The sequence below is a fragment of the Kitasatospora sp. NPDC127060 genome (assembly GCF_042724935.1).
GTDB lineage: Bacteria > Actinomycetota > Actinomycetes > Streptomycetales > Streptomycetaceae > Kitasatospora.
Genome location: NZ_JBHXEG010000008.1, coordinates 78080 through 91940 on the forward strand (window position 1 = coordinate 78080; position 13861 = coordinate 91940).

15 protein-coding genes are annotated in these 13861 nt (G+C 74.0%); 10 read left to right on the forward strand and 5 right to left on the reverse strand.

Annotation, left to right across the window (positions count from 1 at the left end):
* Window positions 1-131: 131 nt before the first annotated feature.
* Entirely contained in the window at window positions 132-839 is a 708-nt protein-coding gene (locus ACFWIS_RS07300; RefSeq protein ID WP_380451552.1) for an alpha/beta fold hydrolase, read from the reverse strand.
* 201 nt (window positions 840-1040) lie between these two features.
* Here ACFWIS_RS07300 and ACFWIS_RS07305 point away from each other — a divergent pair, with 201 nt between their 5' ends.
* The 3 genes from ACFWIS_RS07305 (at window position 1041) to ACFWIS_RS07315 (ending at window position 2983) form a co-directional block, all read left to right on the forward strand.
* The gene (locus ACFWIS_RS07305) at window positions 1041-1853 is read left to right on the forward strand and encodes a class I SAM-dependent methyltransferase (protein ID WP_380451659.1); all 813 of its coding nucleotides are present in this window, start codon (window positions 1041-1043) and stop codon (window positions 1851-1853) included.
* 110 nt (window positions 1854-1963) lie between these two features.
* Window positions 1964-2350 (forward strand): VOC family protein, encoded by a 387-nt coding sequence (locus ACFWIS_RS07310; protein WP_380451554.1) that lies wholly within the window; start codon window positions 1964-1966, stop codon window positions 2348-2350.
* A 201-nt stretch (window positions 2351-2551) separates the two neighbouring features.
* Entirely contained in the window at window positions 2552-2983 is a 432-nt protein-coding gene (locus tag ACFWIS_RS07315) for a DUF5959 family protein (RefSeq protein ID WP_380451556.1), read from the forward strand.
* Window positions 2984-3082: 99 nt separating this feature from the next.
* On the opposite strand, the gene ACFWIS_RS07320 is transcribed toward ACFWIS_RS07315, so the two are convergent.
* Together ACFWIS_RS07320 and ACFWIS_RS07325 are read right to left on the reverse strand one after the other, a co-directional pair.
* Complete coding sequence (locus ACFWIS_RS07320; protein WP_380451558.1) at window positions 3083-3979, reverse strand: aldo/keto reductase; 897 nt, start codon at window positions 3977-3979, stop codon at window positions 3083-3085.
* On the reverse strand, window positions 3976-4869 hold the full coding sequence (locus ACFWIS_RS07325; protein WP_380451560.1) for an NAD-dependent epimerase/dehydratase family protein: 894 nt from the start codon (window positions 4867-4869) through the stop codon (window positions 3976-3978). Before ACFWIS_RS07325 ends, ACFWIS_RS07320 begins: the two co-directional genes overlap by 4 nt.
* A 166-nt stretch (window positions 4870-5035) precedes the next feature.
* On the opposite strand from ACFWIS_RS07325, the gene ACFWIS_RS07330 reads away from it, so the two are divergent.
* The 3 genes from ACFWIS_RS07330 (at window position 5036) to ACFWIS_RS07340 (ending at window position 8462) form a co-directional block, all read left to right on the forward strand.
* On the forward strand, window positions 5036-5992 hold the full coding sequence (locus ACFWIS_RS07330; protein ID WP_380451562.1) for a LysR family transcriptional regulator: 957 nt from the start codon (window positions 5036-5038) through the stop codon (window positions 5990-5992).
* Window positions 5993-6276: 284 nt separating this feature from the next.
* A complete protein-coding gene (locus ACFWIS_RS07335) occupies window positions 6277-7098 on the forward strand; it encodes a nucleotidyltransferase domain-containing protein (RefSeq protein ID WP_380451661.1) in 822 nt (273 codons plus the stop codon).
* 158 nt (window positions 7099-7256) lie between these two features.
* Window positions 7257-8462 (forward strand): glycosyltransferase, encoded by a 1206-nt coding sequence (locus tag ACFWIS_RS07340; RefSeq protein ID WP_380451564.1) that lies wholly within the window; start codon window positions 7257-7259, stop codon window positions 8460-8462.
* Between the two features lie 301 nt (window positions 8463-8763).
* Here ACFWIS_RS07340 and ACFWIS_RS07345 read toward each other — a convergent pair whose 3' ends face one another.
* Together ACFWIS_RS07345 and ACFWIS_RS07350 are read right to left on the reverse strand one after the other, a co-directional pair.
* A complete protein-coding gene (locus tag ACFWIS_RS07345) occupies window positions 8764-9678 on the reverse strand; it encodes a hypothetical protein (RefSeq protein ID WP_380451566.1) in 915 nt (304 codons plus the stop codon).
* A complete protein-coding gene (locus tag ACFWIS_RS07350) occupies window positions 9675-10208 on the reverse strand; it encodes a SigE family RNA polymerase sigma factor (RefSeq protein WP_380451568.1) in 534 nt (177 codons plus the stop codon). Before ACFWIS_RS07350 ends, ACFWIS_RS07345 begins: the two co-directional genes overlap by 4 nt.
* 159 nt (window positions 10209-10367) lie before the next feature.
* On the opposite strand from ACFWIS_RS07350, the gene ACFWIS_RS07355 reads away from it, so the two are divergent.
* The 4 genes from ACFWIS_RS07355 (at window position 10368) to ACFWIS_RS07370 (ending at window position 13859) form a co-directional block, all read left to right on the forward strand.
* On the forward strand, window positions 10368-11117 hold the full coding sequence (locus ACFWIS_RS07355; RefSeq protein ID WP_380451570.1) for an alpha/beta fold hydrolase: 750 nt from the start codon (window positions 10368-10370) through the stop codon (window positions 11115-11117).
* A gap of 158 nt (window positions 11118-11275) precedes the next feature.
* On the forward strand, window positions 11276-12025 hold the full coding sequence (locus ACFWIS_RS07360; RefSeq protein WP_380451572.1) for an alpha/beta hydrolase: 750 nt from the start codon (window positions 11276-11278) through the stop codon (window positions 12023-12025).
* A gap of 466 nt (window positions 12026-12491) precedes the next feature.
* Window positions 12492-13430 carry an urea transporter gene (locus tag ACFWIS_RS07365; RefSeq protein ID WP_380451574.1) on the forward strand — a complete coding sequence of 313 codons (939 nt, stop codon included), beginning with the start codon at window positions 12492-12494 and terminating at the stop codon, window positions 13428-13430.
* Window positions 13431-13553: 123 nt separating this feature from the next.
* The gene (locus ACFWIS_RS07370) at window positions 13554-13859 is read left to right on the forward strand and encodes an urease subunit gamma (RefSeq protein WP_188310190.1); all 306 of its coding nucleotides are present in this window, start codon (window positions 13554-13556) and stop codon (window positions 13857-13859) included.
* Window positions 13860-13861: the final 2 nt, after the last annotated feature.

Consider the following 13861-nt stretch of genomic DNA (forward strand, 5'->3'; position numbering starts at 1 on the left):
GGCCCCAACCCCCTCCCCGCTCCACCCCCCACCCCCCCCCCCCCCCACCCCAAAAAACCCACCCCCTGTATAAAACCGGTGTGGGGGCATCCCCCCCCCCCCCCCCCCCCACTCCTCGCTCCACCCATTCCCTACAGTGCGGTGCGGTAGGCCTCCAGCCGCTCGGCCAACTCCTTCGGGTGGCCGAGCATCGGCAGGTGGTCGCCGGGCATCTCGTCCGGCTGGATGCCGAGCCGTTCGACCGTCACCCGCCGCATGAACTCCACGGGGAAGAACCGGTCGCCGGCCGACAGCAGGGCCCTGGTCGGCACGTCCGGCCATGAGGTCAGCGGCCACGGTTCGCCGAACGGGGCTGCTGCCTGGGGCCGTTGGTGTTCGGCCAGCAGTTCGGAGGCGAGGGGTGCCGGGGTGTCGTGGAGGTAGAGCGAGCGCGGTTCCTCCTCGGTGCCCTCGGGGACGCCCCGGTGCCGGTCGGCCTCCTGTCGTGCGGGCCCGTATCCGGTGTTGTCCCACCAGAGGCCCGGTGTCTCGCCCGGGGCCGGGACCTGCGCCTGGAGCATGACCAGCAGGTCCACCGGCAGCCGTTCGCACACCAGTGGGCCGGTGAATCCGCCGAACGAGTGGGCGACGACGACCAGTTCGGTACGGTCGCCGATCGCCTCGACCACGGTGTCCGCGTACTCGGCGAGCCCGGCCGCCTCGTCGTCGCACGGCAGGTCCGGCGCGACCACCGCGTGGCCCCGGTCGCGCAACTCGGCGGCCAGCGGCCCCCAGTACCACGCGTCCGCCGCCGCGCCGTGGATCAGTACGTACGTCGCCACCGTGCCCACCTCCGTCATCGGGAACCCGCCACCCTCCGGCGGCACTTCACCCGCCGCACCGTACTCGGCCGCGCGGACGACCGGCCGCGCCGACGCGTGGGTTCACCAGCCCGGTCGACGGTTCGCGGGTGCACCCGACCCCCTCCTCCGGCGCCTCGGGAGGCGGAGGTCTAGGCTGGCGCGGTGACTGATGAGCGGGAGCGGGAGCAGCCGTCGGGAGTGTGGGCCACGGCGGTGGGGGTGGCCCGGGTGCGGGCGCTGGAGACCGAACGGGCGGACGCGTTGTTCCGCGATCCGCTGGCGCGGGCCTTCGCCGCCGCCGGCGGCCTCTGGCCCGGCTCGCCGCCCCCCGCCGACGAGGCCGCGCACCGGCGGCGGCTGGCCGTGTCGTACTCCATCGTCATCAGGACGAAGTTCCTCGACGACCTGGTGCGTGAGGCCTCCGCGTCCGGAGTCCGGCAGGTCGTGCTGCTCGGCGCGGGCATGGACAGCCGGGCCTTCCGGCTGGACTGGCCCGAGGGCACCCGGCTGTTCGAGGTCGACACCGCCGTGCCACTGGACTTCAAGGCGTCGGTGCTGCGCCAGGAGCGGGCCGTCGCGCGCTGCGAGCGGATCACCGTCCCGGTGGACCTGCGCGAGGACTGGCCGGGCGCGCTGGCCGCCGCGGGGCACGACCCGGCCGCGCCGACCGTGTGGATCGCCGAAGGGCTGCTGATCTACCTGCCCGAGGACGCGGTGGAGCTGCTGCTGACCCGGATCGGCGCGCAGTCGGCGGCGGGCAGCCGGATGGGGCTGACGCTGGGCTCGCGCGGCGTGCTCGAGCGCTTCGGCGCGGACGCCGTGCCGGGATCGGCGGCGTCCATGTGGGTCTCGGAGATGCCCGACGACCCGGTGCACTGGCTGGCCGGGCACGGCTGGGAGGCCGAGAGCCACACCCTGCGCGAGTGCGGTGCCGCCTACGGCCGCCCGATCAGCACCCCGCCGCAGCGCGAGGAGCGGCCCGGCGGGCTGATCTCGGCGGTCCGCCGGTAGAGCGCCTCCCGGTTCCCCGGACGGTGAACCGGTGCGGCGGGGTGGCGGGGTACCGGGGCGCCGGAGTGGCGGGGTGGCGTTCGGGGTGGAGATCGGGGAGGCTCGGGCGCATGGTCTCGGTGGTGCAGAACGTGGCGATCGACTGTGCGAACGCCTATGAGCTGGCGCAGTTCTGGAGCAGGGTGACCGGCCGTCCGCTGGGCCCGGACGACAAGCCGGGGGACGAGGAGGTCGCGGTGGCGCTCGCGGAGGGAGGCCCGGTCCTCTACTTCGCCCAGGTGCCCGAGCCCAAGACGGTCAAGAACCGGCTCCACCTCTGCCTGCGCCCGGAGGACTCGCGCGAGCAGGAGGTGGAACGACTCCTGGGACTCGGCGCCACCCTCGTCGCCGACCACCGGCAGCCCGACGGCGGAGGCTGGGCGGTCCTCACCGACCCCGAGGGCAACGAGTTCTGCGTTCTGCGCAGCACGGCCGAACGCGCCGCCACGGAGGCCTGACGTCCTGCGGCCCGCCGCAAGGGCGCCAGGCCGTCGACCAGCATCCCGATCAGGTCGAGCTTCGGCGGCTGACTGTCGAGCAGCGCCTCGCCGCCGATGGTGTGGGCGATGTACGCGTAGGCGTGGAGGTCTTCCTCGATGCGTGCTGGAGGAATGGCCCTTGTGTGCGCCATGATCGCCCCATCTTCGTAGGAGGCGACCTTGACGACGGCTGGGCAGTTGGATCTGGCTCTGTTCCGTGATGACGAAGGCAACAGCGTTCGCATCACGGTGCTCGGCCCTTTGCCGGGAGTACCTGGAGGGCTCGCCGCCGAGATCGTCGTCGACACGCCGTTCGTGGCCGGACGCGTGAAGCTCTCGTTGTGGCGGTCACGGCTGACTTCGTGGGGCGAGGCCCTGGATCGCCTTGAGGCCGGCGAGGACATCGCCTGGTTGCACGTCCAGCGTGGCCCGTCCGTCTTCGTTCAGCTCGACGGCGAGCGTGGCTGTCCCGAGGTGGTGATCGAGGATGCCCTGGTCTCGATGGCGACCGTGCGGGTGCCGATCGACCTGCCGCCCGACTGGATCGCGACCCATCGGCACCTGCTGAGCGCCGTTCTCGCCACCTGGGACGACCGGCTGTCATCGGAGTGAGCACCGTTTCCACGGACGGACGGACGGACGGACGGACGGGCGGACGGACGGATAGACGGATGGCGGCAGGGCCGGGCACGACAGGTGTCGTCCGCCGGACTACAGCTGAAGTGTCGCCAGTTCCGCCGCCGAGAGTGCCAGCCCCGCTGCGGCGGCCGAGTCGCGGACGGACGCCGGGCGGCGGGCGCCGGGGATCGGCAGGACGGTGGGGGACTGGGCCAGGTGCCAGGCGAGGCAGACCTGTTGGGGGCTGACGCCCCGCGAGCCGGCGAGGGTGTGGAACGGGGTGTCCGTGCCCGGTCCGCTCGCGCCCGGGTCGTCGACGGCGCTGCGGGAGATGCCGCCGAGCGGGCTCCAGGGGAGGAAGGCCAGGCCGAGGTCGGTGCACAGGTCGAGGGTGTCGCGGGTGGCTTGGTGCGCCGGGGAGAAACGGTTCTGCACGGCGACCAGGCGCGGGCCGAGGATCTCCCGGGCGGTGCGGATCTGCGCACAGTCCACGTTGGAGAGCCCGACCAGCCGGATGGTGCCCGCGTCGGCCAGGTCGCGCAGCGCGCCGACCGAGTCGGCGAACGGCACGGCCGGGTCGGGCTTGTGCAGCTGGTAGAGGCCGATGGCCTCGACACCGAGCCGGGCGGCCGACGCCCGGGCGGCCCGGCGCAGGTGGCGCGGGTCGCCGTCGACCGTCCAGCTGCCGTCCCCGGGGCGGCCCCGGCCGCCCTTGGTCGCCACCAGGACGCCGTCCGCCGAGCCGCCGTACGCAGCCAGCGCGCGGGCGATCAGCCGCTCGTTGTGGCCGACTTCGTCGGCGTGCCAGTGGTAGGAGTCGGCGGTGTCGATCAGCGTCACCCCCGCGTCGAGCGCGGCGTGGACCGTGGCGATCGCCTGCTCCTCGTCGGGCCGGCCCTCGACGGACAGCGGCATCGCGCCGAGACCGATGGCGCCGACGGTGACGTCACCGATCCTACGGGTGGCCGGAGCCGTCTGAACGGCGGTCATGCGTGCGCCTCCTTGACGGCCTGCGGCAGCCAGTCGCTGATGTGGGAGAAACGGAAGCCCTGCCGGGCCGACCGGCCGGTGTCCATCGCGTAGCAGTGGTCGAAGGAGAACGGCGAGAGCGGCTCGCGGGCACCGCCGGCCGTCAACAGCGGCTCGGCGCCGACCACCTGCCCGACGACCTCGCACAACTGCCGTACGTCCAGCGCTCCTTCGGAGGCCGCGTTGACCGGCCCGGTGAAGTCCGCCAGCGCGGCCCAGGCCAGGAAGCGGGCGATCTCCGGCGCGTGGACGAAGGACGCGGGCTGCGGTGCCGGGTGGACGGCCACCGGCAGCCCGGCGCGGATCCGCTCCACGTAGTGGGCCAGCCGCCCGGTGAAGTCCGCGCCACCGAGGACGTGGGCGGTACGGACGGTGACGAGGTCGAAGGCTGCCTCCCGGGTGAGCAGCGCCTCCGCCTGGCGCTTGCCCTCGGCGTACCGGTCACTCCGGAACTCCTTCTCCGACCAGGGGAGTTGCAGGTCAACCCGCTCGGCGGAGAGGTCCAGCGCCGGTTCCGCGAGCGCCGGTCCGCCGGGCCGCCCGAGGTGGGCGTAGACCTCGACGGTGGAGGTGAGCAGGTAGCGCGGGGTGCGGTCGGCGAACACCCGGGCGGCGATGGCGGCCTGGACGGGCGTGTAGCAGACCTGGTCCACGACGGCGTCGAAGCGCCGGTCGGCGAGCGCGGTGTGCAGCGCGGCCTCGTCGTCGCGGTCGGCGCGCAGGTGGGTCACCCCGGGCGGGGTGGGCGCCGAACCGCGGTTGACCACGGTCACCGCCGCACCCGCGTCGCGGAGCTCCTCGACCAGCCGCCTCCCGAAGTGGCGGCTCCCGCCGATCACGCACACGTCCATGTCGTCGATCCCTTCCCTGCCGTGCCCTGTCGCGCCTTGCCGCGCCTTGCCCCGCCCCGCCCCGCCGTGCCCTGTCGTGCCGTGCCGTGCGGTTCGGTGATCAGTCTGCCCGGCTCTGGACAACAGCAGTAGTGTCGGGGTCGAAGGCTCGTCATTAGGAGAACTGTTGATCGACGTCCAGCGCCTCGCGGTGCTGCGGGAAGTCGCCCGCCGAGGCAGCTTCAACCAGGCGGCCCAGGCGTTGCACTGCACGCCCTCGGCCGTCTCCCAGCAGGTCGCCGCCCTCGAACGCGGCCTCGGCGCGCCCGTGGTGGAGCGATCCACCCGGGGCGTCTCCCTCACCGACGCGGGCCGACTGCTGGTCGAGGCCGCCGACGCGATCGCCGCCGAACTCACCGACACCCAGCAGCGCATCACCCGGCTGACCGCCGAGCGGACCGCCCTGACCATCGCCACCTTCGCCAGCGGCGGCCGGCGCCTGCTGCCCGCGGCCCTGGCCGGCTTCACCGCCGACCACCCCGAGGTGGAACTGACCATCCTGGAGGCGGAACCCGAGGAGAGCCTGCCCGCCGTCCGCGAAGGACGCGCCGACCTGGCCCTCGCCTACCACCTCGAAGGCCCCCCGCCCGTCCGCCCCGGTGACCGCTCCGGCCTGGACTGGACCACCCTCGGCGAGGACCCGCTGCGCGTCGTCCTGCCCGTCCACCACCCGGCCGCACTCCGCCACCAGGACCGTCCCGAGGCGCCCCACCTGGCCGAACTCGCCGACCAGCGCTGGATCCTGGGCTGCCGCAAGTCCGCCGGCCAGCTCGCCCGGTACGCCGCCCTGGCCGGCGTCGAACTGCGGATCTCCTGCACCGCGACGGACTACGAGTTCGCCCAGTCCCTGGTCCGCGCCGGGATCGGCATCGCCCTGATCCCCGAGATCGGCCTCGCCCCGCACCCACAGCTGGTCGCCCTCCCACTGGCCGAACCCAGCCCGCGCCGCCACCTCGGCCTGGCCCTCTCCCGCCGCCGCCGCGGGCCCGCCGCACGGCTGGCGGAGGACCTGGCCGCCCGACTGGCGGAGGGAGGGCAAGCGGACGGGGAGCACGGGGAGCCGGCCGTCACCGTACGGCGCTGAGCGACGCGACACCTCCCGAAGGGTCCCCGGCCCGAGTGCCGGGGGACGGCAACGCCTGGACCAGCACCGTTCGGCTGCTGTGGGCCCCCGGCTCCGGCTGCCCGGGCGAGGCCTGCCCGCCACTGAGCTCCTCGGCCGACCAGCAGCAGGCCGTCGACCTGCTGCTGGTCGGCGCCCGCACCGGGGCCCGCCGGCGCAACGCTCGCTGGGTCAACTACTGCTGGCCGGGCCCCGCCGGCCCCGGGTCCGAATGCGCTGGCCGGGTCTCCCGCCCGCGGGCCAGAATGCCCGTCATGCAGCCGATCACCGAACACATCGAGCACATGGCGGCCCGACTCGCCGACGTACCGGGCGTGGTGGGGGTGATGCTCGGCGGGAGCCGGGCGCGGGGTGAGCACCGGCCGGGGTCGGACTGGGACCTCGGCGTCTACTACCGCGGTGAACTCGACCTCGCCGCCCTGGGGGAGTTGGCCGGCCCCGGGGTGGAGGTGGCCGGGCCCGGGGGATGGGGGCCCTGGGTGAACGGCGGGGCGTGGCTGCGGGTCGACGGCGTCGCGGTGGACTGGATCCTGCGGGACCTCGACCGGGTCGAGCGGGTGTGGGCGGACTGCCGTGAAGGTCGCTACGAGGTGGGGGTGCAGGCCGGGCACCCGCTGGGTTTCTGGTCGCCCTGCTATCCGGGCGAGGTCGCGCTCGGGCGCGTACTCGCCGACCCGGCAGGGGAGTTGGCCGCTCTCCGGGCCGAGGTCGCGGACTATCCCGAGCCGTTGCGCGAAGCCCTGACGGCCGGGGCGTGGGAGGCGGAGTTCCTGGTCGGCGTCGCGGCGAAGGGTGCGGCGCGTGGCGATGTCCTGTACGTCTCGCTCTGCCTCTCCCGGGCGGCGGGCGTGCTGGTGCAGGCGCTGTACGCGCGGGACCGGCGCTGGTGCCTCAACGAGAAGGGGGCCCTCGCGGTGGCGGAGCAACTCGCTGACGTGCCAGCGGACTTCGGTACCAGGGTGCGGGGGCTCCTGGGCGCCGTCGGGGAGACGCCCGAGGCGCTGACCGCGACGGTGGGCCGGGCGCGGCAGCTGGTCGGGGAGGTGATGGCGGTCCTACGCGGATGACCAGCGCGGATGACGAGCGCGGATGACGAACCGGTGAGCGCACGCGCTCCCCGCCACTCTCAACGTATAGCGCACGGGGGGCCTTGCCACAAGGCCCCGGTCGTGCCGCAGAATCTCCAACTCCAGGGCGGCCCCTGGGGGAACGGGAGAATGACGAGATGCGAGTGGTGCTGTCCACCTACGGTTCGCGCGGCGACGTCCAGCCGTTGGCGGGGCTCGCGGTGAAGCTGCGGGAACTCGGCGCGCAGGTGCGGGTGTGCGCCCCGCCGGACGAGGAGTTCGCACGGCGCCTGGCCGTGGCCGGGGTCGAGCTGGTGCCGGTGGGGGATCCGGTGCGGAAGCTGGTGAGCGGCACGCCGCCGGCGCCCGGCGACTTTCCCCGGCGGGTGGCCGCGCTGGTCGCGCGGTTCCACGAGGCCGTCGCGGCGGTGGCCGAACCGGGCGGTGCGGTGGTGGCGACCGGGCTGTTCCCGGCCGTGGCGGGGGCGCAGGCCGCGGCCGAGACGGTCGGCGCCCGCTTCGCGTGCGTCGCCCTCCAGCCGACCATGCTGCCCTCCCCGCACCACCCGCCGTTCGAGTACCCCAGCCAGCCGTACGCGTCGGGGCTGACCGGCAACCGGGAGCTGTGGCAGGACAACGTCCGGACCATGAACGCGCTGTTCGGCGAGCAGGTCAACGCCCACCGGGCCTCGGTCGGCCTGGCCACCGTGGACAATGTGCGCGACCACGTCTTCACCGACCGGCCCTGGCTGGCGACCGACCGACTCCTCGATCCCTGGCGGCAGTTCGCCGGGAGCGAGGTCGTGCAGACCGGCGCCTGGCTGCTGCCGGACCACCGCCCGCTGCCCGCCGGACTGTCGGCCTTCCTGGACGCGGGCGAGCCCCCGGTGTACGTGGGCTTCGGCAGCATGCCGCTGCGCGGCGCGCCCGACGCCGCCGGCGTGGTGGTCGAGGCCGCCCGGGCCCGGGGCCGGCGGGTCGTGCTCGCCCGGGGCTGGGCGGAGCTGGCCCCGGCCGACGGCGGGGCGGACTGCTTCGCGGTCGACGAGGTCAACCAGCAGGCGCTGTTCCCCCGGGTCGCCGCGGTCGTCCACCACGGCGGCGCGGGCACCACCACCGCCGCCGCCCTGGCCGGCACCCCGCAGGTGGTGGTGCCGCAGATCGTCGACCAGCCCTACTGGGCCGGTCGGGTGGCCGAGTTGGGCATCGGCGCCGCCCATGACGGGCCGGTCCCGACGGTCGGGACGCTGTCCGCGGCGCTCGGGCAGGCCCTGGCCCCGGAGGTCGGCGCGCGGGCGGCGGCCGTCGCGGGGGAGATCCGCACCGACGGGGCCGAGGTGGCGGCGAAACTGCTGCTGGGCTGACGGCGCGGAGAGGGGCCGTACGCCCGCCCACCACCGGTTCGAGCGGCGGAGCGGCTGAAACGCCGGTGGGAGCGGGACGTCGGTCCTACCGACTTCCCACTCCCACTCCTCCCGAGCACCGCCAGCGGGGTCGTCAGGCCGGTGTGCCTCACCGCCTCGAACACCGTGGAGGCGAGCAGGAACAGCCCGATCCCGCCCCGACCGCACCGCGCCGCCGTTCGAGCCCCCTGGGCCGTCACCCGGCCACGGAACCACCCGGCCGGGTGGCGGCGCGTCGGACCACAGGCGGAGCCGGGCGGGATCAGCGGGTCAGGAACTGCTCACCCGAGTCGGGGACCTTGGCGCCGGCCTTGTCGAAGTACTCCCAGAGCTTCGCCGTCTTGCCCTCCGGGCGGGCCACCACGGCCTCGCGCAGCGGTGAGTCGGCGACCGTGACGATCTGCGGTTCGGTCGTGCTGCCGTCCGTCCAGGTCACCTTCACCCGGGCGATGTCCGGGCCGAGGGTGAGCCCGATGATCTCCCCGGGGGCCACCGTGTCGCCCTTGCCCCGGGCACCGAGCAGGCCGCCGGCGATGGACGTGCGTTCGCGCGGGTCGAGCTCGCCCGGTGAGGGCGTGGTGCCCGTGGAGTCGTGGCTCAGCCGAATGCCGTCCACCGTGAAGTAGGTGTTGGCGATATCGGACTTGGGATCGTAGTACTGGTCGACGAACTCCTTGGTCGGCTTGGTGAGCGCCGAGTCGTACGGGCTGCGCTCCTGCCACACCGCCAGCGCCTGCTCGAACGCCCGGTCCTTGGGCGCCGTCGGCCACACGGCCCGCCACAGCTTCCACTGCTTGCCGTCGGGCGTGGTGCCCTCCCCGACCACCACTCGTACCGGGGTGAACGGGTCCCGCGCCGCCGGGGTCGCCGCCGCGCCCGGGGTGGCCGACGGCGGGCCGCCGGTGCCCGCGCCGTGGCCCGTACCCGCCGCGACCAGCGGCTGGGAGGCCGTCGGCACCGGGTGCAGCTCGGAGAGCGCCCCGCCCGCCAGCACCACCGCGGAGGCCAGCGCGAGCGCGCCCACCACCGTCCGGCGACGGCGCCGGATCCGCCGGCCGCCCGCCATGATGTCCGCCACCGGCACCGGGCCGATCCGCGCGGTCGACGCCGCCTCGGCCAGACCCAGCCCGACCCACAGATCGGTGTCCTTGTCCGCTTCCGCGTTCCCGATGGTCATACCGCCCCTCCGATCTCAGTCCTGTCCTTCAGTTCCACCAGGGCCGACACCTGCCGCAACCGCCCGATGCCCTTCGCCGCGTGGCTTCGCACCGCGCCCGCCGAGCAGCCCATCGCCGCCGCGGTCTGGCTGTCGCTGAGGTCCTCCCAGTAGCGCAGCACCACCGCCTCGCGCTGGCGCGGCGGCAGTGTGGCGAGCGCCGCCAGCAGTGCCCCGCGCTGGTCGGAGCGGGCGAACCCGTCCTCCGTCCCCGCCGCGTCGGGCACCGCGTCGACCAGCAGCTCCGGCGGCCGGCGGCGCCAGCGGCGGGCGTGCTGGTTCACCAGGATCCGCCGAACATAGGCGTACGGATCGTCCGCCCGGCGCACCTTCGGCCAGGCCGCGCACGCCCTCTCCGCCGTGGACTGCACCAGGTCCTCCGCCGCGTACTGCTCCCCGGCGAGCAGGAACGCCGTCCGCACCAGCCGTGGCCAGGCCACCACGATGAACGACTGGAACTCCTCGTCCCGCACGCTCTTCGGTTCTCCCATGAGCACCTCCTCACCCACCCAGAGCCCACCCGGGGCCGGAAGCGCTTACTTGCTCTCCGCCCGCTCGCTCGCCGTCGGACCGGGCGGGAACCGGCCGCGCCACACCCCCGCCCCGAAATGACTCGCGCCCGACCAGTGGCGATGGCTAGCATCCGCCGAATGATCCTCTCCCATGACGACTCCGGTACCGGACCCGCCGTTCTCCTGCTCCACTCCTCGGTGTGCGACCGACGGATGTGGGACCACCAGCGGCAGGCCCTGCTCGACGCCGGTCACCGCGTCATCCGCTGCGACTTCCGCGGCTACGGCAAGACCCCGCACCCCGACGAGCCGTACGGCGCCGCGGCCGACGTGCTCGCCCTGCTCGACCACCTCGGCGTCGAACGCACCGCCCTGGTCGGCGCCTCCTACGGCGGCCGGATCGCCCTCACCGCGGCGGCCCTGCGCCCGCAGGCGGTCACCGCGCTGGCCCTGCTCTGCGCGGGCCGGCCCGGCCACGAACCCACCGAGGCCATGCGGGCCTTCGGCGCCGAGGAGGACGCGCTGCTGGAGGTCGGCGACATCGACGGAGCCGTCGAGCTCAACGTCCGCACCTGGCTCGGCCCCGAGGCCGGCGAACCGGCTCGGGAGCTCGTCCGCCGCATGCAGCGCCACAACTTCGACGTGCAGCTGGAACTGACCGGCGGTCCGCGGCAGGAGGAGGTCGACCTCACCCGGGTCACCGCCCCCACCCTCGCCGTCTCCGGCGCCCATGACCTCCCGGACTTCCAGCAGATCGCCGCCGCCCTCCCGGACGTCCTCCCCGACGCCCGCCACCTGGCCCTGCCCTGGGCCGGCCACCTGCCGAACCTGGAGCGCCCGGCCGAGGTGACGGCCCTCCTGCTGGACTTCCTGCGCGAGGCGGCCTAGCCAGCCCGCCGCCCGCCGCCCGCCGCCTGCCGCCTGCCGCCTGCCGCCGGGGTGCGCCGCCCGCCGGTGGCGGGCGGCGCCCGTGCCACCCCCGGCGACTATCGGCCACGGGACGGAAAGGGCGGACTCGAACGTGTGTCGGGCGCCATCATGGGTGGGTGCACTTCACCTCGGAGACCAGTTCGGACGGCGTCGTGGAACGCAGCTTCGTCCTCGACGGTGTCCCCGGCCTGCTCTGGCAGCCGGACGGGCCGGGCCTCGGGGGTCGGCCGCTGGTGCTGTTGGGGCACGGCGGCGGGCAGGACAAGCTGGGGCCGCGGGAGCGGGCCCGGCGGTGTGCGGCGCGGTACGGGTGGGCGGCGGTGGCGATCGACGCGCCCGGGCACGGCGAGCGGGTGCGCACCGCGCAGGACGAGCGGTTCGCCACCGAGATCGGGCAGTTGCTGGCGGCCGGGCGGCCGATCAGCGCCTGGGTGGCCCGGCACACTGCGGCGCTCGCGGAGCGGGCCGTACCGGAGTGGCGGGCGGTGCTGGACGCGCTTGAGGGTATGGCCGGGGAGCGGTTCGGGCCGGTGGGCTACTGGGGGTTGTCGCTCGGGACGGTGATCGGCATCCCGCTCGCGGCGGTCGAACCGCGCATCGTGGCCGCGGTGTTCGGGCTGGCGGGCCACGCCTCGTTGGTGGAGCCGGCCGGGCGGGTGACGGTGCCGGTGGAGTTCGTCCTCCAGTGGGACGACGAACTCCAGCCGCGCGAGGGCGCGTTGGCGTTGTACGGCGCGCTGGGCTCGGGGGAGCGGTCGCTGCACGCCAACCCCGGGGGGCACCTCGCGGTGCCGGAGTTCGAGGTGGCGGCCTCGGAGGGGTTCCTGCGTCGGCACCTCGACGGTGCGGTGCCGGTGGCCGACTGACGCCGGGGAAGCGGCGCCCGTCGCCGGATCCGTGTACATCCGCCCCCGATCCGTGCACACTTCCGCCACATCGACCCTGCCCTCCACGGCTTTCCCGCGGCTTCCCCCGGCTTCGCGCGTCCGTATTGCCGGGATGAATGGAATTTGTCGAGGATCGCTTGACATGGTCATATTCCGGCGCCTGTCCGGGGGCGAGTAAAACTTCGCAAAGAATTGCCCCGTTCGACGACCTGTCCGGGCGCCCGTTTCAACAGAATGTTGCAGCTCAGTGGCCTGATGGTCACCCGGCGTCGATTTGACGTGACGCGTCGTGCCCGCCCCGTTCCGCAATCCACAGGAGTACGGTTCCCAACGAATCGCCGAACGGGCTCCCGAGCAATCTCCCGAGCCCCTCGGCCGTACCGGGGAATTGGCGCGCCGTATGGGACGACAAAAGGGTGGGGAAGGGGTCTCGGAAGGAGGTCAGGTGGCTGTCCGTCCGTCACTCGTCAGATTGGCCGTCGAAGTCCTGCGCGGTGTCGCCCAGGTCGATTTCATGCCGTCGGCCGCGTGCGGACTCTTCTTCGTCTCCGCACTGTTCGCCGCCGGCTGGCAGTACGGCTTCTACGGGCTGTTGGGCAGCGCCGTCTCCACCGGCGTCGGCTACGGCCTCGGGCTGCGGCGGGACACCGTCGAGGCCGGGCTGACCGGGTACAACGGGTGCCTGGTGGCGCTCGGTTGTGCGGTGTTCCTCGATCCGGGGCATCCGGCCACGCTGGTGGTGGCCGTGCTCGGCGCCGCCGTCGCCGTGGTGGTCGCGGCGGGGGTCGGGGCGCTGCTGGACGGCCGGGGGCTGCCCGTGCTGACCGCGCCGTTCTGCCTGGTCGCGACCGTCGGAACGGTCGTCGCGCCCGGGTTCCGGCGACTCTGGCCGCAGGGCGCCGGTCCGGCCGCGCCGCCCGCCCCGGCCACCGGTGGCGGCGGGCCGAGCTGGGAACAGCTCTGGCACGGGTTCTTCGCCAACATCGGCCAGATCTTCTTCATGCCCCAGTGGTACGTCGGCCTGCTGTTCCTGGCCGGACTGTTCGCGGCCAATCGGCTCGCCGGGCTGATGGCCTGCGTCGGCAGTGCCACCGGGCTGCTCTCGGCCTGGGCGTTCGGCGCCCCGGCCGGGGCCGTGGCGCGGGGGTTGCTCGGCTACAGCGGTGTGCTGGTGGCGCTGGCACTGTGCGGGGTGTTCGTCGCCCCGGGCGGCTGGAGCGCGGCCTACGCGGTGCTCGGCGCGGTGGCGGCCACCGTGCTGACCCCGGCGCTCGGCGCGATCGCCGGGCCGTTCGGCGGCCACGCCTTCACCTGGCCGTTCGTCCTGACCACCCTGCTGTTCCTGGCGGCGGTGCCGGCGATTCCCCGGTTGCGCCGGGTCTGATCCTGCGGGCGTCGGAGAGCACCGGTGCCGGCGCAGCCCCAATCCGGTATTCCGTCGGCCAACTCCCCTGCATTTCCTCTGACTTGCATTTCGTCGGATTCCCGGAAAGGAGAAGTGGTTCCCGTGAACCTCTCCCCGCGTGAGATGGACAAGCTCTACATCTACGTCGTGGCCGATCTGGCCCGCAAACGCCGCGACCGCGGCGTCAAGCTCAACTACAGCGAGGCCTGCGCACTGATCAGCGAGGCCATCATGGAAGGCGCCCGGGACGGCCGCACCGTCGCCGAGTGCATGGAGATCGGCAAGCAGGTCGTCAGCAACGCCGAGGTCATGCCCGGCGTGCGCGAGATGCTGCCGCTGCTCCAGGTCGAGGCCGCGTTCCTGGACGGCACCAAGCTGGTCTCCTGCCACGACCCGGTCGGTGCCTGACC